Below are 22,703 nucleotides of genomic sequence, written 5' to 3'. Positions count from 1 at the left end.
GTTTATTTTTAAGACCATCCTCAAATTGAAAATTAGGTATATTTTTTTTATACTTTTGACTTCAATCAAAAAATCAATCATACATGAGATATATTTTTTTACTTTAATAATTTTTCTTTTATTAATCAACTGTGTAAAAAAGGAATTAAAAAATATTAATATCAAATTCTCATCAGAAGAAGCTTTTGATTCCGGCTATTTAAAAAGAAATGAAAGTAAAACTGCAAAATTAATTACCTCTAAAAAAACAAAAAAGGGAATTGAAATCATAGTTGAAAAATATGAAACAGGAGGCCTAAAATATTATGGAGATGCAAAAGTAATTAATGACACTTTATTTCTTTACTATTGGATTAATACAGATCCAATGGATATGTCAGCAGTATTAATCCCAAAAAGATTTAAATACGAAATTAGAAATGTATCCTATAAACAAATACAATTTGAAAACTTAGGAAATAAATTCAAAAGCAAGGCGGAATAAAATATCAACTCTTTCTATATTAAGTTAACAATTTCAAAAAAACACCTTTAACATTAGCAATCTCAAATAATTTATAAGACCTTTGCACACTTTTTTTCGTGAATACCACAAAAACCTAAAGTTTTAAAAATGAAGAAGAAGAAGATTGAAATATTAGCTCCGGCCAGAGATTTAATTGGCGGAATGGCAGCTATAAACAGCGGTGCAGATGCAGTATATATTGGTGCGCCACAATTTGGAGCACGTTCTAATGCCAACAACTCAATCGAAGATGTTGCTGCTTTAGTAAAATATGCACACTTATTTAACGCTCAGGTTTTTGTGGTAATGAATACCATTTTGTACGACAACGAATTAGAAACGTGTCGCTCGATGATTTGGGAATTATACGATATTGGTGTCGATGCCCTGATTATTCAGGATATGGCAATTATGGAAATGGACTTGCCTCCTATCGTACTTCATGCCAGTACACAAGCCAATAACCGTGACGCAGACAAAATCAAATTCCTAAAAGATGCCGGAATTAAACGTGTGGTTTTAGCACGCGAATTAAACCTGCATCAAATTAAAACAATCTACGACGAAGCTGATGTTGAATTAGAGTTTTTCGTAACGGGTGCATTATGTGTATCCTTCAGCGGAAATTGTTATATGAGTGTGGCAAACGGAGAACGCAGCGCCAATCGTGGTTCCTGTGCTCAAAACTGCCGTTTACCCTATAACTTAATCGACGGAAACGGAGAAACTTTAATCAAAAACAGTCACTTGCTTTCGATTAAAGATTTAGATGTTTCAGATCAAATCCCGAATTTAATTGAAGCCGGAATTGTATCTTTTAAAATCGAAGGTCGCCTTAAAGATGTGGCTTACGTAAAAAATAACGTGTCTTATCTTCGTCAGAAATTAGACAGCTATTTAGAAGGCAGCGATAAATATACCAAAGCTTCTTCCGGAAAATGTACGTATACTTTCGATTCTACTTTAAACAGAACCTTCAATCGTGGTTATACCGATTATTTCGTAAACGAAAGACACGCCAGCATTGGTTCCTGGGAAAGTCCAAAATCAAAAGGTCAATATATTGGTAAATTAATCCGAACTGTTGGAAATGCTTACGAAATCGAAAACGGTGAATTGCTAAACAACGGCGACGGACTTTGTTTCATCAACGAAAATAATGAAGCCGACGGAATTTACGTAAACAAAGCAGAGAACGGAAAAGTATATCCAAACGTTTTAAAAGAAATCAAAGACGGAACTTTTATTTACCGAAACAACGATACAGCTTTCATCAAAATTGTTGAAAGAGAAGACAGCGCCATCCGTAAAATTGGAACTACTTTATTGCTTACCGAAAACGAAAACGGTTTTGAATTAATCGCAACCGACGAAGACGGAAACGTAAGCACCGTAAAATTAGAACATTCAAAAGAACAGACTAAAACCGGCGAATCAATAGAAGAAAACATCAAAGTACAATTGGCAAAAACGGGTTTTACACCTTACAGCGCCGATGAAATCAACGTAATGTTCTCTCAAAACTGGTTCCTTCCTATTTCAAAAATCAACGAAATGAGAAGAAATGTTTTCGATCAGTTATCAGAAATTCGTCTGGCAAATTACGTTCGTGAGGAACACCAATTGGTAAAAACGTCACATCCATATCCTGAAACCAAACTGGATTTTATGTACAACGTTTCAAACAAAACTGCTCGTAAATTCTACGAACGCCACGGTGTTACCGAAATTGAAAAAGCATTCGAATTACAATGGGATCCAGGAAAATCCCGTGTAATGACCACAAAATATTGCATCAAATACGAATTAAAAAAATGTCCGATACACCAAAAAGATATTGTAGGTGTTAAGGTAAAAGAGCCATTAGTTTTAAAACAGGGCGAGTTAGAATACAAACTAAAATTCAACTGCAAACCCTGCGAAATGGAAATCTGGGAAAAAGATGCCGAATTTGAAATTGAAGAAGATCATTTTCATTAAAAATACAAAACCGATGCTTTTTAAAAGAAGTATCGGTTTTGTATTTTGGAAGTATCCCTCCGGGTTGGGCTTTCCGCTACAATCTTTTGTTCCATTTCATTTCCTACTACCCACAATCTTGTCATTTCGAGGAACGAGAAATCTTCATTAGGAACTCTACAAAGATTGACTACATTCTGTACGGAGCTACTTGCGGAGATTTCTCGTTCCTCGAAATGACAAACTGTATGGTTACTTTATCCAAAAATTAAATTCCCAGTTAAATTAAATCTGCCAAATCTCCAAAATCTGCGAGAAAACTCTCCCCGTAACTTTCTTCTAATTTAAAAGCAAAAACTTAACGAACTTTGCGGTTAAAAACATTTTTCGCTACTTTTACTACTTCAACAATACACTACTCCAAAATGAAAATACTCCTCCTCGGTTCAGGTGAATTAGGCAAAGAATTTGTCATTGCCGCGCAACGAATCGGACAAACTATAATCGCTGTTGACAGTTACGAAAATGCCCCGGCGATGCAGGTTGCGCATGGTTTTGAGATCATTAATATGCTTGACGGCGAAGCTCTTGACCAAATTGTAGCCAAACATAAACCCGATTTTATAGTTCCAGAAATAGAAGCCATTCGCACCGAACGTTTTTACGATTACGAAAAGCAAGGCATTACTGTTGTTCCTTCAGCGAAAGCGGCAAACTTTACCATGAATCGTAAAGCAATCCGGGATTTAGCTGCAAAAGAACTTGGATTAAAAACAGCAAAATACCAATACGCAACTTCCGCAGAAGAACTGCAAAAAGCCGTTCAGGAAGTTGGAATTCCGTGTGTGGTAAAACCTTTAATGTCTTCATCTGGAAAAGGACAATCGACTATAAAATCTCAGGAAGATATTTTAAAAGCATGGGAATATGCCGTTGCTGGTTCACGCGGCGATGTAATTGAAGTTATTGTAGAAGCTTTTGTAGATTTCCATTCTGAAATTACCCTTTTAACGATTACTCAAAATAATAATCCAACTCTATTCTGTTCGCCAATTGGCCACAGACAGGAAAGAGGAGATTATCAGGAAAGCTGGCAGCCTGCTCAGGTTTCAGAAAAAGATTTGCATGAAGCGCAGGATATGGCCGAAAAAATTACAGAAGCCCTTGGCGGAGCCGGACTTTTTGGTGTTGAATTTTTTCTGACGAATGAAGGCGTTTATTTCTCGGAACTTTCTCCTCGCCCGCATGACACGGGAATGGTAACTTTAGCAGGAACACAAAATTTCAACGAATTCGAATTGCATTTACGAGCCATTTTAAGTCTTCCAATTTTCGAAATCACTTTAGAAAAAGCCGGAGCAAGCGCTGTAATTTTAGCATCCGAAGATTCTACAAATCCAACTTTTAGCGGAATCGAAAAAGTAGCAGCTTTACCGAAAACCGATTTCAGAATTTTCGGTAAACCAACATCAAGACCTTATCGAAGAATGGGTATAGTTTTAAGCCACGATTCACTTTCAACTCCAATAAACGAAGTAACAGAACGTGCCAAAGAAACAGCAAAATTAATAACTGTAAATTCTTAACTATGAAAAATATATTATTGGCGACGTTCCTTTTCATTGGAATCGCTGTACAAGCTCAAAACAAAAAGAAATTTGACGAACCAACCATTGTAGAAGCTTCCTGCGGTGAATGCCAATTTGGAATGAAAGGCAAAAGCTGTGATTTAGCAGTTCGCATTGACGAAAAAAGCTATTTTGTGGATGGAACAACGATTCACGATCACGGAGATGCACATTCAGAAAAAGGTTTTTGCAATGCGATCAGCAAAGCTGCTGTTACTGGAGAAATAGTGGGTGACAGATTTAAAGCAACTTCATTTAAGCTAATAGAAGATAAAAAATAATGGCATTGATTCTTGAAAATATTGCCAAACATGTTTCACTGACTCAGGAAGAACAGGAACTTTTTTTATCTAAATTAGAAACAAACACTTACAAAACCAAAACGATTTTACTGAACGCCGGCGAAATCTGCAAACATTCGTATTTTGTAAATTCGGGAATTTTAAGAAGCTTCAATATCAACGATAATATTGTAGAACATGTGCTTTCCTTTGCTTGCGAAGGCTGGTGGATGAGTGATATGTACAGTTATTTTTCGCAAAAACCGGGGCAGCTTTTTATAGAGGTTTTGGAGGAAGCTGAAGTGGTTTCTTTATCCAAAGAAAATCAGGAGCAATTGTTCTTTGAAATTCCAAAACTGGAACGTTTTTTTAGAATTTTAATTGAAAATTCGTTAGTTGCCAATCAACAGCGATTGATGGACAATTTAAGTTTGCCTGCCGAAGAACGATTTGAAAAATTTACTAAAAAATACGGAACATTGGTTCACAAAGTTCCTCAAAAACAAATCGCCTCTTTCATTGGAGTAACACCGGAATTTTTCAGTAAAATGAAAGCTCGACTTTTAAAAAAATAAGTTCACTTATCTAAAAAAAACAAAAAGCTCTGAAAATCATTTTAAATTGATTTTCAGAGCTTTTAAACTAATTCATTATTTTGAATCTTCTTAAAACTACTTTTCAAAAATTTTACTGTTTTTTCTAAACCGTTTGAGGATAATTTTACCAGGTTATAAACCTTTTTTAGAAAAATCAAGTATAAGCACTTTAAAACAGATAAAATGTGAGAGACAAAATTGACGCGTTAAAAAAATAAAATTATACAAGGGTAAACCCTTAAATTTTCTTTCTGATATTGAAGTTTATTAGAAATAGATACATTTGTCGAAAATATATCTGAAATGAACAATCCATTTGTAAGCAGTCTGTTAATTGCAATATTAATACTTTTTTCAGGCTGTAGAGATAAGAATGAAAACGAAGTTGTTTTTACTAAAGAAAAGCCTGCGAAAGAAGACCCTACTAAATCCTGGCTACGTAAAGTTGAAAACTATAAAAAAAATGATAACTATTTGGTCGTTCTACACAATTATTACAATCAAAAAATAAAAGAAAAGAAATACGCAAATGCAGCAGACGTTTTAGATATATCTTGTGTCTATCTCGCAGATTCTTACGATTTCAACGATCGTTTTATGGCTACTGTCAGAGAATTTGATTCCAAATACAGAGAAAAAGTCCCTGCATTAAAAACAACTTTTGTGGATGCTTATCTGGCCAATTATTATTTCGACAAATATAATTTAAAAAAGGCATGTGAGTACTTTAAAAAGATTACTACATTAGAACCTGACGACTATAATAGCTGTTACAATATTGCCAGAGCTTACTACGATTTGTCTTATATTTATTATATTATGGGGAAGCAAAATTTAAGTTTGCTTGCCAATCAGAAATCTTTTGAATATTTCAGCAAAATAGATAATCCTAAAGGTTTGGCTTTTGTTTATTCGAATTATGCTAACATATATACTGCTATTGGTGATAAAAAAAGAGCTATTCAAAATGCGGACAAAGCAATACAAGCTTATAAAAAAATAGACAATACCTATAATGTCTATATCGGTTTGATTAATAAAATTTCGATATACGAGTACTTAAAAGATAAGCGCCAAAGACCTTTGATTGACTCTGTTTATCAGGCTTTTATCACTAGTAAAGATGAAAGTAAAATATTAAAAATAAAAATATTTGATTTTAAGGCCGAAAATTTAATTCATGAAAATAAATTATTAGAAGCCAAAAAGATACTAAACGACTTAAAACCTGTTGTTGAAGAAATAGATTCTGATGATTTAACTCAGGAATATAAAGTAACAACTGCTTTGTATGAGATAAAAAAGAATCCAAATTATTCCTATTTTGCAGATATAAAAAAAACATTACCCACTCTAATCAGCAACCAGCAATATGAAAAAGTCAATATGTTTTATGGGGTATTACAAAACAATGCGATTCAAAATAAAGATTATAAAAGCGCTTTAGCTTATGAGGCACAAAAGAAAATTATTGCTGATAGTATAGGCAGCATAATTACAAGGGTAAAAACAGTAGAACTCGAAAAAAAATATCAAACTGAAAAAAAAGCACAGGAACTAAAAATAAAAGAACAGACCATAACAAACAAAAACACTACAATTGCGCTTTTATGTGCCAGCCTGCTGGGGATACTGCTTATAAACTTCGTATTTAACCTGACGCAAAAACAAAAAAAGTTACGTTTAGAAAAGCAAAGTGCCCAATTATACACCAAACAACTCCTTGAAAAAACAGAAGAAGAACGTAAGCGAATTGCAAGCGATTTACATGACAGTGTAAGCCACGAACTACTGAGTTTAAAAAACTCCATTGAAGAAAAAACAGAAATTACCAATCAAAAAATTGATGCTATTATCAATGATATTCGAAGTATCAGCAGAAATTTACACCCCATAATGTTCGATAAAATTGGATTAAAAGAAAGTATTAACCAAATGGTAGAAAGAGCACAATCTGTCAATAATTTCATGGTTACGGCCGAGATTGAATATGATTCTGTTTTATCTTCTTCGCATGAATTGCAAATTTATCGTATTGTTCAGGAAGCACTTTCCAATATCATAAAATATGCTGATGCAATTGCTGCTAAAATTTCTATAACCGAAAACGAAAACAGTATTATCATTGAAATCAAAGACAATGGTAAAGGATTTAATGTAGAAGATACCTTAAGCAGTAAATCCTCCTTTGGCTTACATAATATTATTGAACGAAGCAGGGCAATTGACGGACAGGCTATTATCACATCAAATGCAAACGGTACAATAATTACTATCGAAATAAAAAAGAATCAATGAGAATATTAATTGCAGATGATCATCCGTTTACCCTTATGGGTACAAAAAGTTTTGTTGAATCTTATGGTTATAGAGTCGAAGATACCTGCTCTAATGGTATTTCAGCATTAAATTTAATCAAACTTCACATGCCGGATATTGCTATCTTAGATATTAACATGCCTGGTCTCGACGGACTTGACATTGCCAAGAGCATACAGGAAAGTAAACTGAAAACCAAAATTATTTTGCTGACTATGCACAAAGAAATGACGATATATAAAAAGGCAAAAGAATATGGCATTTATGGTTATATTTTAAAAGAACATGCCCAAACCGAATTAGAAAAATGCCTCCAGGAAGTAAAAAAGGGGCATCAATATATCAGTACTTTTTTGAAAGATGATTTAATCACAGATACTCCTAATGATAATAATGAACTGGCATACCTGACATTATCTGAAAGGAAAATTATTGAACTTATTATACAGCAAAAAACTACAAAACAAATTGCAGAGTTATTATTTTTATCTGAAAAAACAGTTGAAGGCCACAGAAGTAAAATAATCGATAAATTAGGTTTGCCTAAAGAAAAAAATGCATTACTGATTTGGGCAATGCAGAATAGTAAAAAGTAGACATCTAAAACATGAAATCTTTCTTTTTTATAATTACTTTCTTTTTTATAAATTTTGGCAATCAGGAAACCGATAAGCTCAAAGGCAGTTATAATTGTATTGTAGAAAATGAATATTACAATATCCAGAAAAATAAAATTACTTTTAATGACAGTATTTATGCTTTTGACAATAAGTTTATACCTAAAGGTAAAGTCTCATACAAAAGTATAATTGTATTAGATAACTTTATCAATCCAGATTTAATCGTAAGTATTTTTAAAAATCAAATAACAAAAGATACTATTCAATTTTCTATTCATAATAAGAAAGACGGCGGGAATTATCTTGACATTGCTTCAGGGAAAGGAAAATTCATTAAAATAAAATAATTTAAATTCTTTCTACAAGCTTTCAGCATAATATTCATCAAAATCTTGTCATTTTATGACAAACAATATGGTTATATTTCATTAAGGACCTCAGCAACTTTGGTATTGAACCTCTTCACAAACTTCTTAATCTACATTAAGTACGTTTTACTTACTACCATCGTAAATTTGTACTATAAAAATAACAAATACACAAAATCATGGAAAATATAGTATTGCACAAAGCAGAAACAAGAGGAAATGCAAATCACGGATGGTTGAACGCTTATCACAGCTTCAGTTTTGCAAGCTGGTACAATCCGGACAGAATTCAGTTTGGAGCACTTCGTGTTTTGAACGATGATACAATTGCCGGCGGAATGGGATTTGGAACACACCCGCACGATAATATGGAAATTATTACCATTCCGTTGGAAGGAGATTTGGCTCACAAAGACAGTATGGGGAATACTGAAATCATTAAAAATGGCGATGTTCAGGTGATGAGTGCCGGAACCGGAATTCAGCATAGTGAGTTTAACCCGAATGCAGATCAGCAGACTAAATTATTGCAAATCTGGCTGTTTCCAAATAAAAGGAATGTAGAGCCGCGTTATCAGCAAATTACTCTCGATGTTGCGGACAGACACAATAAATTGTCTCAGATTTTGTCTCCAAATGCAGATGACGAGGGAGTTTGGATTCACCAGGACGCGTGGTTTAACATGGGTAATTTTGACGCTGGAACTTCAGCCGAATATAAAATCAAAAAAGAAGGAAACGGCGTTTATGCTTTCATCCTAAAAGGAAACGTAACCATCAACGGGCAGGAATTAAACACCCGTGATGCGGTTGGAATTTCAGGAACTGATACTTTAAGCATTAAGGCCAATACAGATGCCGAATTTTTATTGATGGACATTCCTATGAATTATTAATTCAGTAAGAAAAAAATAATACCTGTACCGTGAAACGATAATAGATCTGTTAGTCAGATTGTTATCGTTTCTTTTTTTTGCTTTCTTGAAAAACTAAAAAGAAAGGTTAACTTTACAAATAGGCTTAGTTCTGGTCTGTACAGCCTAAAAATCAGATTTTATTTCTTAATCTAGGTTAAGTGTCATTTGAGTAGTGTGGCTGTAACTTTGTCCTATCAAAATGAAATAAATTAATTATTTAAAAAATAAAATTATGGCAACTACAAAATGGTCAATTGACCCAACTCACTCAGAAATTGGTTTTAAAGTAAAACACATGATGTTTACTAATGTTTCAGGAAAATTTGGAACTTATGATGCAACAATCACTACAGAAGGTGATAATTTCGAAAATGCAGCGATTGAATTTTCAGGTGATATCGCTTCAATCGACACAGCAAATGCAGATAGAGACGGGCATTTAAGAAGCGGTGATTTCTTTGATGCAGAAAATCATCCAAAATTAACTTTTAAAGCTTCAGCGTTTAAAAAAATTAATGAAGGAAGCTACGAAATCACGGGTGATTTAAACATTAAAGGTATTTCTAAAACAGTAACTTTTCCGGTAGAATTTAGTGGAATCCTGACTGATCCATGGGGAAATACAAAAGTAGGTTTGAGCATTGAAGGGAAAATAAACCGTAAAGACTGGGGCTTGAACTGGAACTCTGCGCTTGAAACCGGTGGTGTTTTAGTTGGCGAAGAAGTGAAACTAAACATCGAATTACAATTTGCGAAACAGGCTTAATTATTATTTATTCTTTTGATTTTTTATTTTTATTAAGTCAGCTAAATATTTACATAAAACCCTTCTTAAACTATTTGGTCTAAGAAGGGTTGTTTATTTTAACCCAACAAAATATCAGGGATTTAAAACTAAATTTTAAGCATTTGCTGTAGCAGCTTCTTTGTCTATTTTATTGATTAAACCTGCTAATACTTTTCCAGGTCCAACTTCTGTGAATAATGTAGCGCCGTCAGCGATCATTTGCTGTACAGATTGTGTCCATTTTACAGGAGCAGTCAATTGGATGATTAGGTTCTTTTTAATTTCGCTGGCATCAGAAACCGCATTTGCCGTTACGTTTTGGTATACCGGACAAATTGGAGTAGAAAAAGTAGTCGCTTCAATAGCTGCTGCCAGTTCTTCTCTTGCAGGTTCCATCATTGGCGAGTGAAAAGCACCTCCAACAGGCAAAATTAAAGCGCGTTTTGCTCCTGCAGCTTTCATCGCTTCACAGGCTTTTTCAACCGCTGAAGTTTCTCCTGAAATTACCAATTGTCCAGGGCAGTTATAATTTGCCGCAACCACAACTCCGTCAATAGAAGCACAAACTTCTTCTACAATATTATCGGCAAGTCCTAAAACTGCAGCCATTGTAGAAGGGGTGATTTCGCAGGCTTTTTGCATTGCTAAAGCACGTTGTGAAACCAATTTCAGACCATCTTCAAAAGATAAAGTTCCGTTGGCAACCAAAGCTGAAAATTCTCCTAAAGAATGTCCTGCTACCATTTCAGGTTTAAAATCATCACCTAAAGTTTTAGCTAAAATTACCGAGTGTAAAAATACGGCCGGCTGTGTTACTTTTGTTTCTTTCAGTTCTTCGGCAGTGCCTTCAAACATGATATCTGTAATTCTGAAACCTAAAATCTCATTTGCTTTTTCGAATAGTTCTTTTGCCAATGGAGATGTTTCATATAAGTCTTTACCCATTCCTGTGAATTGAGCACCCTGACCCGGAAATACGTATGCTTTCATTTGTCTAATTTGTTTTTTATTTTTTGGAATTGAAATTAGCTTCAATTGAAAGGCAAAAATAGTATTTTTTTAGCTCGTATAATCCTTAAACATATAAATCCACGCTAATCTTGAGAATCGGAGATTAAAAGAAGTCAACAGGATAATGACAACGGCAATAATTGGAATGATTCTTAAATCGAATGTGTTTTCAAAGAAAAACTGAGCGATACAGTACGTTGCAATTCCCTGAGCTACTGTCAGACCATAATTTACATACATGGCGCCAAAGAAAAAACCTGGCTCTTTTTGAAATTTATAATGACAGTGACTGCAGGTTTCATTCATTTTTGGAAAACCAAAATTCAGGAAAATATTCTTGTCTTTAAAAACTTTTCCTTTATGACAAACCGGACATTCGTTGCTTAAAATATGAGTTAATGCACTAGACATGATATTGTTGTTTTATATTTATACAAAGGTAAATCAGATTCTTTCAAAACCTTTTTTATATCTTCGCTACTTATAGCACAATAAAGACATTTCTATCATGAAAAAATATCCGGTTTATAGTGTGGGAAATTTTAGCTGTAATGATATTCATCGTGAATTTTATGTGAATACGTTTAAGGAGCATTTAAAAAGTCACAGTTTTGTAGAAGAACCGCACCGCCATGATTCGTATCTGATGGTGTTTTTTACGGATGGCTCAGGAATACATGAAATTGACTTTGACCGTTTTGAAATTAAGAAAGGTAGTTTATTCGTCTTGCAGCCTGGACAAATGCATCATTGGAGTTTGTCTGAAGATATTGAAGGCTTTGTGATTATATTTTCGCAGGAACTTTATAATTTATACTTCGGGCAGAAAAACATCAATAATTACAACTTTTATCATTCGATTCACAACCGTCCGGAAATGCTTTTTGAAGACAGTGAAACACCTAAAATTTTGCCTTATTTCAATCTTTTGATTGAAGAAAATAGTCAGCATAATAATTTCCAGCTGGATAAAATGCTGAATTTACTGGATTGCATTCACATTGAAATTGCCCGAAAATACAGTGAAACTTATTCACATCAGGCACATTCGTACAACATCAAAATAAACACTTTTGAAAAGCTTTTGGAAGAGCATTTTAAAGAAGAAAAATTGCCTTCTTTTTATGCAGACAAATTAAATATCACCCTGAAACACCTCAACCGGATTTGTAATGAAATTTTACAAAAGACAGCTACAGAAGTTATTATGGACCGGGTGATTCTTGAAATCAAACGAATGCTGACAGATAAACAACTCGCTGTAAACGAAGTTGCATCGGCTATTGGCTATGATGATTACTCTTATTTTTCAAGGGTTTTCAAAAAACAAACCGGGCTTTCTCCAACTGCTTTTCGGGAATTGAAAAATTAAAAAATTTAAACCATATAAGTGATATAAGTTCATTTAAAGTCGTGCTCATATTTATTGCGAAAAATGCATTTTGAGCTCCCTGTATGTGAAAGAATATTAAAACCTAAATTTTCTTATATAACTTATATTGTTTAAAATCTATACAGTAACGGTTTCTAAAATTTTAAAGTTGCTTTTAGGTGCTTCGCATAAGGAGCAGCAATAGGTTTCGGCTAAATCTGTGAATAAAATACCTTTTGGAATATTCTGGCTTTCATCGCCATACTCAGGATTATAGAGCGAAAGGCATTCCTGACATTGGTAAATATCCAATTGTGGTTTTTCTTTTTTCTGATTTTTTTCGACTGTTTCAGGAATTGAATTTCCTAGCTCTTCAAAATATTTTCGGCTTAATTCAATCAAAATTGTTGGCAGCTCCAGTTTGTCTATATCTTGTGAATGTACAATATATTCTCGTGTATTCGGATCAAAATTCTTCGCATACAACACATTGTAAGTATCACGAATCTTAATCGACTCCAGATCTTTGGGTAAATCATTTTTTTCAACTACAATCGAAGTAAAATAATGTCCGTCACGATTGTATTCAGATATTCCGAAATTTAATCCGTAGGTACTGATATCAAACTGATCGAGCGTACGAACCAAAAATGTTTTCAGGTTCAAGGCCCATTCCATTGCTACTGGTAAATGCCAGTTCAGTTCTAAAAGGGAATGACGCACATTGATCCCTTTTTTTCCTAAAAATTTTTCCCATTCCAGTTTTCGGTCTTTTGGAATCCCTTTTACAATAAATGATTTCCAGGGCGTGATGCATATTTTACCGATTTTGCAATCAAAACATAAATCGCACATTTCTTTTAGGAAATCTAAATCGTAAAGATTGTTTCTCCAGTACAAACCAAGCCAGTACTGATCGATTCCCATTCGGTTCATCCCTTCGTAGTACGGAAAAGGGTAAAATGGAACATTCAGAGGTTTATCAATTGTTCTGTTATTGGTATCCAAAGTTTCGGTAACCAAACTAAAAATTAGGTCGATTCCACAAGACTCTTCAGTAGTAACTATACGTTCAATTTCGTAGTAAAAAGTGGCAATGTCCCAACTGTAAATTAATACCGGATATACTTCCATACGCTGCCATTTAGGCAAACGAATGTACAGATACCAATAATCTTCATGTTCTGAAGCAATAAAATTAAGATGTCCTGTAAACAATGGAACCAACTGTTGTTTTGGGTCATTGATATTTACCTTTAGCTTTGGCTGCTCTTTAAATTGTTCTAAAATATATAAAAACTTATTTCCTGTAAGCCAATTTGTATTTCTAAAAATATCTGTAGACACATAAGAAGAAACGATATTATTACCGCTCTTTTCATCCGGAAAAACAAAATGATGTTTTCCCATTCTTTCTTTATCCAAGGCTTTAAAGCCTTTTGGAAAAATAATATCCTGTCTTGAACCAAATGAAATCGAATCCAAACCCTGATCCGCAGCCATATTGACCACTTCTCTGAGTTCTCCCGGCGAAATAACGCCTCCCTTTACTATTAATCTCGTTAATTCCATATCTTTAATTTTGTTTCAAGTTTTTTAGTTTCAAGTTTTATGTGCAGTTCCAGCAACCTGAAACTTTAAACCTGAAACCAAAGAAACTAAAATACTATACTTTACACTTTGCTAAAATCTCTTTAACCTCCGTTTTACAGCTTCCACAGCCTAATCCGGCTCCGGTGTTTTTACATAAATCCGTAAAATTATTAACTCCGCTTTTAATGGTTTCTTCAATGTTTCCGGCTCCAACCTGACTGCAGGAACAAACTAGTTTTCCGAGAACAGGTTTGGCGTTCGAACTTCCTCTAAGCAATAAATTTCGTTTCTCAGACAATTCGATTTTGCTTTCAATCATGGTTTTAAACTCGGCAAACTCGTTTTTGTCACCCATTAAAATAGCGCCTACCAATAAGTCATTTTTAACGATACATTTTTTATAGTAACGCTGTTTCAAATCAGAAAAAACAATTTCTTCGTACGAATCATCGTTTTCCGGAATTTCAACTTCTCCGATACTACACAAATTAATATCTTCTAATTTCAGAATGTTCATTAAAACTGAACCTTTGTAATAACTGCTGATATCTCCAGCCAAAAAGTTAGCCAGAATATCAGCCTGCTCTTCTGCGGCTGATGTGATTCCGAATAACTGGTTGTTGAATTCAGCTATTTCTCCAATGGCATAAATATCCGGATTTGACGATTGTAAATACTGATTTACCTTCACACCACGTCCACACGAAAGTCCTGTTTCTCTTGCGATTTCGATATTAGGGATTGTTCCAATCGTATACACAATGGCATTTGCCGTAATGATACGTCCACTTTTTAGTGCTATTTCCAACTCATTATCGTTATCCGTTTCAAAAACGGTACTGACTTCATTATCAAAATAAATTTGAATATCGCGAAGCTGAACTTCTTCGGCCAATAATTTGCTTGAAACACGGTCCAACTGTCGCTCCATCAAACGTGAAGCTCTTTGAATTATAGTGATTTTTACTTTTTTATGTTTTAAGGCTGCTGCCAATTCTAATCCCAACAACCCTCCACCAACAATCACTACATGCTGTTCTTCCGGAGGTAAATTAGTATTATCAAGGTGTGCTTTTAAACGATCTGCATCTTCTTTTCGTCTCACGGTAAAACGTCCAGGCAAATGTAATTGTGCATTTTCTGGTACAAAAGGACGGCTTCCGGTAGCCAGAATCAATGAGTCGTAAGAATGCCTGTCGCCATTACTGTCGATTATTGATTTTTCGGCAGCATTAATTTTACCAACAGCAATCCCGGCATTCATGGTGATTTTTAACTTGTTTAATGCTTCGCCATCCTTAACCTTTAATAATTGCTGCCAGGAAAATTCGCCTGTCATATATTCAGGAAGCAATACACGATTGTAAAATGGATTTACTTCATTTGAAAAAACAATAATTTCATCAGTAGAATTGAACTCGCGATAATTCTGAATAAAACGGAAAGCAGCGGCTCCCGCCCCTACAATTGCAATTTTCTGAAAAGGTTTTACATACTTGGCAATAGAAACCGTTGTATATTTAAAATCAGGCTCTTTTGAAATTGGATCTACTAAAGTATTGGTCAAATTATTGGTTCTGTTCAAATCATTTTCAAGTTGTTTTCCCCAGTGCATGGGCAGAAAAACCACTTTTTCTTTGATAGAATCTGTCACTTTTGCTTTTACGCGAACTTCTCCGTTTTTACTCGTTACAATTACTATATCACCATCTTTAATATCTGCTTTAAAAGCATCAATTGGATTTATTTCTAAAACCGGACTTGGCGTATGGGTCATTAAACGTGATACTTTCCCGGTTTTTGTCATAGTGTGCCATTGGTCACGAACTCTTCCTGTGGTAAGAATAAATGGAAATTGAGGAGTTGGCTGTTCGGATGTATTTTCTATAGATACCGGTAAATTAAAAATGGCTTTTTGTGATGGTGTATAGAATTTTTTATCCGTAAAAAGACGCGGTGTCCCAGGATGTCCATAATCAGGAACCGGCCATTGAAAAGTACCTTCGGTTTTTAATCGGTTATAATTTAAGAATGAAATATCAATGTTTGTATTTTTAGTCAGTGCACAATGCTCTTTGTAAATCTCTTCGGCATTATTAAAATTAAAACCGTTAAAATTCATTTTTTTAGCAAAGCGAATTAAAATCTCAATGTCCGGAAGGGCTTCTCCTGGGGCATTTATTCCTTTTGGGAGATAAGCAATACGACGTTCTGAGTTGGTCATTGTACCCTCTTTTTCCAACCATCCTGCTGCAGGCAATAATAAATCGGCATATTTAGCCGTATCTGCATTATGCGAAATATCCTGAACGACAACAAATTTGGCATTTTGCAATGCTTTTTCGATACGACGGGAATCAGGTAAACTTACTAACGGATTGGTGCAGATGATCCAAACAGCTTTCATTTTACCTGATTCTAATGCCTCGAACATTTCGGTTGCAGTTAAACCCGGTTTATCTGATATCGAGTCAACACCCCAAAAATCAGCCACTTCTTTTCGATGCTCCGGATTTGCAATGTCTTTGTGAGCTGCAAGCAAAGTTGCCATTCCGCCAACTTCTCTTCCTCCCATTGCATTAGGCTGTCCTGTTAGTGAAAAAGGTCCGGAACCCGGTTTACCAACCTGACCTGTTAAAAGCGATAAATTCAGTAAAGCGGTGTTTTTATCTACCCCAACTGCACTTTGATTTAATCCCATAGCCCATAACGAGATAAATCCTTTTGCTTTTCCAATGGTATCAGCGGCAAGTTTAATATCGTTTACTGAAATTCCGCATAATTTTGAGGCTTTTTCCAGTGAAGTTCCTAAAACTAAATCTTTGTATTCTTTAAAATTTTCTGCGTGATTTTTTACAAAATCGTGATCAACATATCCTTTTTCGATAATCCGTTTTGCCATCGCATGATATAAAATAATATCAGAACCCGGAATAATCTGCAAATGTAAATCGGCGAATGCAGCAGTATCCGTTCTTCTTGGATCAACTACAATGATTTTTACTTTTGGATTATTTTCTTTGTGTTTTTCGAGTCTTCTAAATAAAATAGGATGACACCAGGCAGGGTTTGCACCTGTAATCAAAAATGTGTCTGCCAGTTCGATGTCATCATATGCAATTGGCACCGAATCCTCCCCAAATGTTTTTTTATACCCTACCACTGCAGAACTCATACAAAGTCTGGAATTGGTATCTATATTATTGGTCTTTAGAAAGCCTTTTACTAATTTATTTACCAGATAATATTCTTCCGTTAAACATTGTCCCGAAATATAAAAACCAACACTATCCGGTCCGTGTTTTTTTATGATAGAAGAAAAAACGGCTGCAGCACGATCAATTGCAGTATCCCAGCTAACACGCTCCAAAGGATACGATTTGCTTCCGCGCATTTGCGGATACAAAATCCTGTCTGAAGTATCATTAACGACATAATGCAAATTCATTCCTTTAGAACACAACATTCCCCTGTTTACAGGATGATCTTTGTCTCCTTCAACCATTACACCGTTTTTTGCATCATTTGTAACGATAATTCCGCAGCCAACGCCACAATACGAACAGGTAGTTTTGATTTTTGTGTTTTGCATTCTAGATATTTTTTAAATACTACAATTATTATCTTTTGATAAGGTTTAGATAAAGCACTTATTTAAAGCTATACAAAAATAAGTATTTTTACGTATAAATACTTATTTTATCAATTTATTTTCCTATTTTTGAATCAAAATAAATAAGGAGCAGAATCGTACGGTACTAAAGTAACTAGTGAATAGTTGCCTGAAGGCATAAAATTAACATGAATAAGAAGCTAATTACTCTTCACTAATTCACTATGGACTAAGTAGTAAATCAAATAAAAAGGGATCCCATGAAAGAAGAATTGGCCATTTGTTATACTTGTACAAACGAAAACTGTTTCATAAAAAAACACCTGCATTTAGAGCAAATGAAGCAGTATGTTGCTAAAAAACACAGTTTTGTATGCAAAAAATCACATCAGTTTATCATTGAAGGCGCTCCAATTCAGGGACTTTACTTCATTTGTAGAGGTAAGGCAAAAACCGTAAAAACAGGCATTAATGGCCGTGAACAGATTGTACGCCTCACCACAAACGGTGACACAATTGGGTTCAGGGGTTTTGGAACCAGTAAACGATATTTAATTGGCGCGTATGCCCTTGAAGATACCGTTCTATGCAATTTCAGTAATGAAACGATGATGGAAATACTTCAAAACGTTCCTGAGTTTACTTACGACTTAATGTTATTTTATGCTGATGAATTAAACAAAAGCGAAAATAACATTCGAAAAATTGCTCACATGAATGTTCGGGAACGTATAATTGATTTGCTTTTATACATCCACCGTAAGTTTGGTCAAACCAATGGGTTAATCGAAATTGAACTTTCCAGAAAAGAAATTGCAGACTTCGCAGGAACTACTGAAGAACAAGCAATTAGAATTCTTTCAAGCTTAAAAAAAGAAGCTCTTATAAAAACAGTTGGTAAGAGAATTGGCTTATTGGCCCTTACAAAACTGCAATCAGAAATTATGGAACATAAATATTTCTAAAGTCCTAAGTTTTCTCCCTTCTTTTTAAAACAGCATTCTTTATCAAATTTCCTTTTAAGTAGTTCCTACAGACACTTAGTAGAAATCTACGTATTATTTCTAAGCTATTTCGCTTTTTATTCTCAAAAACACTTAAAAAAGATTGTTTTTTCTCTTCAATTATACCACCATTCCGTCAAAATATCAATTGAAACTTTAAAAAATAATATTCGAAATGCCTTGATATGACTAGGATGTTTTAAATTTTATGCGATAACACAGCAAATAAATTGATTTTAAAACGTTTTTTTTAGTTAAAAAAAAATGTTCTGATATGGCAAAAGCACACTACTTAAGTATTAATACGTATGTAAATTTGCTTCATACAAATCAAAAACAAATTAATATGCTACCATTAACCAACATCAAACTAACCAGTCTAAATTCAAAAAAAGAACGTTTTTCAAACCTAAAGATCTCAAAATCAATTTTATTAGGATTTGCCATTACATGTTTTTCTCAATATGAAGCAAAAGCACAATTTACACTGACAGGTCAGTTAAGAAATCGAGTTGAAATGCGTGCCGGACAAGGAACACTACAACAGGATGGCGATAAAGCAGCTTTATTTACAAGTCAGAGAACAAGATTATCCGCAGGATATACAGGATATCGTTTTAAAATTTACACTTCATTACAAGATGTTCGTGTTTGGGGTCAGGATGCTTCTTCTATCAACAGAACAACTACTGAAGCTAATAACGGAATTTTATTGCACGAAGCGTGGGCAGAGATTTCATTAATAGACACACTAAGTACAATTCAAAACTTAAGCATCAAAGCAGGACGTCAGGAAATTGCTTATGATGATCAGAAAGTTTTAGGAAGCTTAGACTGGTTACAGCAAGGAAGACGCCACGATGCAATCGTTTTTAAATATGCAAACAAAGGCTGGATTGCAGATGTTGGAGCAGCTTTCAATCAAAATAAAGAAAATAATACCGGAACAATTTATAACGGAACCAATTCAGCTTATGGCGCAGGAACAAACGGAATTGGAACTATGTACAAATCATTTCAATATGCTTATTTAGGTAGAAAATTCTTCTTTGGTGATTTGTCTTTTCTATTCTTTAAAGATGACTTTAATAAATACACCAACGTAACTTCAGGAACACCCGCTGTAACTACAAAAGTAAATGGTGAAGGTGTTTGGAGCAGAAACACAACCGGAATTTATTATAATGTAAATGCAACCCGAAAATTAAATTTCACGGGAAGCTTCTACCACCAGGGCGGCCATGATAAGGACGGAAGATCTTTAAGCGCAAACATGGCATCTATTACATCAACTTATCAAATTGGAAGAAAATTATTTGTAGGTCCGGGAGTTGATTACTTATCCGGTGATGACGGAACAAAAACCGTAACTGCTACTTCTGATAATAATCGTTTTGATCCACTATACGGAACACCTCATAAATTCTGGGGGAGTATGGATTATTTTTATGCAGCCAATGGATTCGGAAAACAAGGTTTATTAAATTATTTCTTCAAAATAAAATACAATGCCAAAGACAATCTAAGTTTCTTTTTAGATGTACACGGTTTTGAATCGGCAAACAAAATAACTAATGGCGCAGGCGGTAAATTAAACTCTTATTTAGGTACCGAAGTTGATTTAACGGTAAGATACAATCTAACTAAAATTATCAATTTTGAAGCGGGTTACTCTATCATGAAAGCAACAAATTCATTGGCTTCTGCACCGGTTAAAAATGTCGCCAATGCAGATTTAACACCACAATTTGCTTATGTAATGCTAAATATCAAACCAAATTTCCTTGCAAAGAAATAATCGAATAAAATAACTTTTAAAACTATTTAAAATGAAAAAAGGACTCATAAATACAAAAATGCTATTGACTTTATTATTAGTTATTATAGCTTCCTTCACAGAAATATCAGCTCAGAATGACCCTGTAAAACTAGGATTTATTCCACTAACAGACTGCTCGCCAATTGTTATGGCAAAAGAATTGGGGTTGTTTAAAAAATACGGCGTTGAAGTAGTCGTTACCAAAGAATCTTCATGGGCAAATGTTCGTGATAAAATTTTAACCGGAGAATTAGACGGAGCGCACTGTCTGTATTCAATGCCATTTTCGGTTTACACAGGGGTAGGAGGAAAAGCAGGTTCTGAAATGAAAATCGCCATGATGCTTAACGTAAATGGCCAGGCGATTACACTTTCTAAAGATTTTTGCGGGAAAGTTGGGTTCAAGCAAATGAATAAAGTAGCACCGGTTGTGGCAGCAAAATTAAAAGCCGAGAAAGAAGTGACTTTCGCTATGACTTTCCCGGGAGGAACGCACGATTTATGGTTGCGTAACTGGATGGCAATTGCGGGTGTAAATCAAAAAACATCAAAAATCATTACGATTCCGCCTCCACAAATGGTTGCAAACATGAAAGTAGGAAACATGGATGGTTTTTGTGTTGGAGAACCTTGGGGAGGAGTTGCAGTAAAACAGGGAATTGGTTTTACACAAGTTGCATCTCAGGACATCTGGAAAGACCATCCTGAAAAAGCTTTGGTAGTAAACAAAGAATTCAGTGAAAAACGCAGAACCGATCTTGTAAAAGTAATGAAAGCTGTTTTAGAAGCCTGCATCTGGTTAGACAATCCTGCCAACCGCAAAAAAGCGGCTGCTGTAATTGGAAAGGCACCTTATGTAAACGCTCCTGCAGATGTGATCGAAAACAGATTAATGGGTAATTATGATTTAGGTTGTAATCAGGGTACTCAGGTTTATTCTAAAGATTATATGCTGTTTTATAAAGGCGGAATGGTAAATTATCCTCGTAAATCACATGCAATCTGGGCAATGGCACAATATGTACGTTTCGGAATGCTAAAAGAAGCTCCAAATTACAAAGCTATTGCAGACAAACTGATTTTACAGGATTTATACGAAGAAGTTGCCAAAAGCATGAAAGTAAAAGTACCAAATGATGATATGAAACCTTTCTCTTTAACGATGGACAAAACGGTTTTTGATCCTTCAAACCCTGCAACTTACCTAAAAGCAGTTAAATAATAAAGTTCTTTTTATTCCCATACATAAGTTTGTTTCTTGCCACAGATTTAATGTCTTTAAAGCATTATCCTTTACGCCTACTTAAAGTTTTAATCTGTTAGAATCATTTTAGCTGTGGCAAAATTTACTTACTCGGGAATTCATAAATCTAATTTTTAAATTTAAATTACAATATCATGTCTGATAAAGATACCTTAACACTAAGTGCTGTTTCCGGTCAAGCCGAAGTTTTGACACCAGGCACTTCAAATGATTCCGTAAAAAATGACAAAATAAAATTGATTATCAGTCAATTTGCAGGAAAATTAAAATCGACTGTCTTCGCAGGAATCGGAGTTCTTGTTTTTATAGGCTTTTGGAGCTTACTCAGCATTTATACCAAAGATGCCCTTCCTGGACCTTTAGCAACTTTTACCGTTTTAAAAGAAATGCTAAGCGATCCGTTTTATGATTACGGACCAAACGATAAAGGAATCGGATTGCAATTATTCAATTCAATAAAAACTGTTTTAACCGGATTTTTGCTGGGATCTTTAATAGCAATTCCAATTGGAATTCTGATGGGTGCCAGTACTATTTGCAAACAAATTTTCTATCCAATTGTACAGCTTTTAAAACCGGTTTCACCTTTGGCATGGTTTCCAATTGGGCTTGTTGTTTTTAAAGATACCGGAATGGCGACTATTTTTATTGTTTTCATTACCTCATTATGGTCAACTTTAATCAACACTTCTTTTGGAGTTGCTTCGATTCCGCAGGATCATAAAAATGTAGCAAAAGCTTTTGGGTTTTCAAAAATGCGTTATTTAACCAAAATTTTAATTCCATACAGTTTGCCTCACATCATCACCGGATTGCGTTTAAGTATTAGTGTGGCCTGGCTGGTAATTGTTGCCGGAGAAATGCTTTCGGGTGGCGCAGGAATTGGATTTTTTGTTTGGGACAGCTGGAATGCCCTAAGCCTGGAAAAAGTAATCTCAGCCATTATCATTATCGGAATTGTGGGACTTCTTTTCGATAAATTATTCACTTTCATTGAAAGTAAAGTCGCTTATAAAGCCTGATGAAGCAACAAAGGTTCCTAGAAAC

The 22,703-nt window shown here is 34.6% G+C and carries 19 protein-coding genes; 15 read left to right on the top strand and 4 right to left on the bottom strand.

Going from position 1 to position 22,703, the window contains the following annotated elements:
* The first annotated feature begins 55 nt into the window (after positions 1 to 55).
* From JE46_RS06920 to JE46_RS06875, 10 genes are all read left to right on the top strand, one after another.
* Complete coding sequence (locus tag JE46_RS06920) at positions 56 to 484, top strand: hypothetical protein (protein ID WP_031454534.1); 429 nt, start codon at positions 56 to 58, stop codon at positions 482 to 484.
* Between the two features lie 129 nt (positions 485 to 613).
* Positions 614 to 2,485, top strand: coding sequence for a peptidase U32 family protein (locus JE46_RS06915; RefSeq protein ID WP_031454533.1), 1,872 nt, complete (start codon positions 614 to 616; stop codon positions 2,483 to 2,485).
* Positions 2,486 to 2,889: 404 nt separating this feature from the next.
* On the top strand, positions 2,890 to 4,050 hold the full coding sequence (gene purT / locus JE46_RS06910) for a formate-dependent phosphoribosylglycinamide formyltransferase (protein WP_031454532.1): 1,161 nt from the start codon (positions 2,890 to 2,892) through the stop codon (positions 4,048 to 4,050).
* Between the two features lie 2 nt (positions 4,051 to 4,052).
* Positions 4,053 to 4,373 carry a DUF6370 family protein gene (locus JE46_RS06905; protein WP_031454531.1) on the top strand — a complete coding sequence of 107 codons (321 nt, stop codon included), beginning with the start codon at positions 4,053 to 4,055 and terminating at the stop codon, positions 4,371 to 4,373.
* On the top strand, positions 4,373 to 4,948 hold the full coding sequence (locus JE46_RS06900) for a Crp/Fnr family transcriptional regulator (protein ID WP_031454530.1): 576 nt from the start codon (positions 4,373 to 4,375) through the stop codon (positions 4,946 to 4,948). Before JE46_RS06905 ends, JE46_RS06900 begins: the two co-directional genes overlap by 1 nt.
* 324 nt (positions 4,949 to 5,272) lie before the next feature.
* Positions 5,273 to 7,267: a tetratricopeptide repeat-containing sensor histidine kinase gene (locus tag JE46_RS06895; RefSeq protein WP_031454529.1), complete on the top strand. Its 1,995-nt coding sequence runs from the start codon at positions 5,273 to 5,275 to the stop codon at positions 7,265 to 7,267.
* Positions 7,264 to 7,884, top strand: coding sequence for a response regulator (locus JE46_RS06890; RefSeq protein ID WP_031454528.1), 621 nt, complete (start codon positions 7,264 to 7,266; stop codon positions 7,882 to 7,884). Before JE46_RS06895 ends, JE46_RS06890 begins: the two co-directional genes overlap by 4 nt.
* Positions 7,885 to 7,895: 11 nt before the next feature.
* Positions 7,896 to 8,255, top strand: a complete 360-nt coding sequence (locus JE46_RS06885; protein ID WP_031454527.1) for a hypothetical protein — start codon at positions 7,896 to 7,898, stop codon at positions 8,253 to 8,255.
* Between the two features lie 200 nt (positions 8,256 to 8,455).
* The gene (locus tag JE46_RS06880) at positions 8,456 to 9,172 is read left to right on the top strand and encodes a pirin family protein (RefSeq protein WP_031454526.1); all 717 of its coding nucleotides are present in this window, start codon (positions 8,456 to 8,458) and stop codon (positions 9,170 to 9,172) included.
* 253 nt (positions 9,173 to 9,425) lie between these two features.
* Positions 9,426 to 9,959 carry a YceI family protein gene (locus JE46_RS06875; RefSeq protein ID WP_031454525.1) on the top strand — a complete coding sequence of 178 codons (534 nt, stop codon included), beginning with the start codon at positions 9,426 to 9,428 and terminating at the stop codon, positions 9,957 to 9,959.
* A gap of 135 nt (positions 9,960 to 10,094) precedes the next feature.
* On the opposite strand, the gene fabD is transcribed toward JE46_RS06875, so the two are convergent.
* Both fabD and JE46_RS06865 read right to left on the bottom strand, forming a co-directional pair.
* Entirely contained in the window at positions 10,095 to 10,970 is an 876-nt protein-coding gene (gene fabD / locus JE46_RS06870; protein ID WP_031454524.1) for an ACP S-malonyltransferase, read from the bottom strand.
* A 69-nt stretch (positions 10,971 to 11,039) separates the two neighbouring features.
* Positions 11,040 to 11,402 carry a DUF983 domain-containing protein gene (locus JE46_RS06865; RefSeq protein ID WP_031454523.1) on the bottom strand — a complete coding sequence of 121 codons (363 nt, stop codon included), beginning with the start codon at positions 11,400 to 11,402 and terminating at the stop codon, positions 11,040 to 11,042.
* A 97-nt stretch (positions 11,403 to 11,499) separates the two neighbouring features.
* Here JE46_RS06865 and JE46_RS06860 point away from each other — a divergent pair, with 97 nt between their 5' ends.
* Positions 11,500 to 12,363, top strand: a complete 864-nt coding sequence (locus tag JE46_RS06860; protein WP_031454522.1) for an AraC family transcriptional regulator — start codon at positions 11,500 to 11,502, stop codon at positions 12,361 to 12,363.
* A gap of 138 nt (positions 12,364 to 12,501) precedes the next feature.
* Here the strand turns inward: JE46_RS06860 and JE46_RS06855 are convergent, their stop codons facing one another.
* On the bottom strand, positions 12,502 to 13,935 hold the full coding sequence (locus tag JE46_RS06855; protein WP_031454521.1) for a rubredoxin: 1,434 nt from the start codon (positions 13,933 to 13,935) through the stop codon (positions 12,502 to 12,504).
* 94 nt (positions 13,936 to 14,029) lie between these two features.
* The gene (locus JE46_RS06850) at positions 14,030 to 17,548 is read right to left on the bottom strand and encodes a nitrate reductase (protein WP_031454520.1); all 3,519 of its coding nucleotides are present in this window, start codon (positions 17,546 to 17,548) and stop codon (positions 14,030 to 14,032) included.
* A 281-nt stretch (positions 17,549 to 17,829) separates the two neighbouring features.
* Between JE46_RS06850 and JE46_RS06845 the strand changes: the two genes are divergently transcribed.
* The 4 genes from JE46_RS06845 (at position 17,830) to ntrB (ending at position 22,678) form a co-directional block, all read left to right on the top strand.
* Complete coding sequence (locus JE46_RS06845; RefSeq protein ID WP_031454519.1) at positions 17,830 to 18,534, top strand: Crp/Fnr family transcriptional regulator; 705 nt, start codon at positions 17,830 to 17,832, stop codon at positions 18,532 to 18,534.
* Between the two features lie 313 nt (positions 18,535 to 18,847).
* Positions 18,848 to 20,371, top strand: a complete 1,524-nt coding sequence (locus JE46_RS06840) for an alginate export family protein (protein WP_209445150.1) — start codon at positions 18,848 to 18,850, stop codon at positions 20,369 to 20,371.
* A 31-nt stretch (positions 20,372 to 20,402) separates the two neighbouring features.
* Positions 20,403 to 21,614 (top strand): CmpA/NrtA family ABC transporter substrate-binding protein, encoded by a 1,212-nt coding sequence (locus tag JE46_RS06835; protein ID WP_031454517.1) that lies wholly within the window; start codon positions 20,403 to 20,405, stop codon positions 21,612 to 21,614.
* Between the two features lie 176 nt (positions 21,615 to 21,790).
* Positions 21,791 to 22,678 carry a nitrate ABC transporter permease gene (gene ntrB, locus JE46_RS06830; protein ID WP_051872830.1) on the top strand — a complete coding sequence of 296 codons (888 nt, stop codon included), beginning with the start codon at positions 21,791 to 21,793 and terminating at the stop codon, positions 22,676 to 22,678.
* Positions 22,679 to 22,703 lie beyond the last annotated feature (25 nt).

It is taken from the genome of Flavobacterium chungangense LMG 26729 (assembly GCF_000735715.2).
Lineage (GTDB): Bacteria > Bacteroidota > Bacteroidia > Flavobacteriales > Flavobacteriaceae > Flavobacterium > Flavobacterium chungangense.
This window is presented reverse-complemented; position numbering and strand designations above follow the sequence as displayed.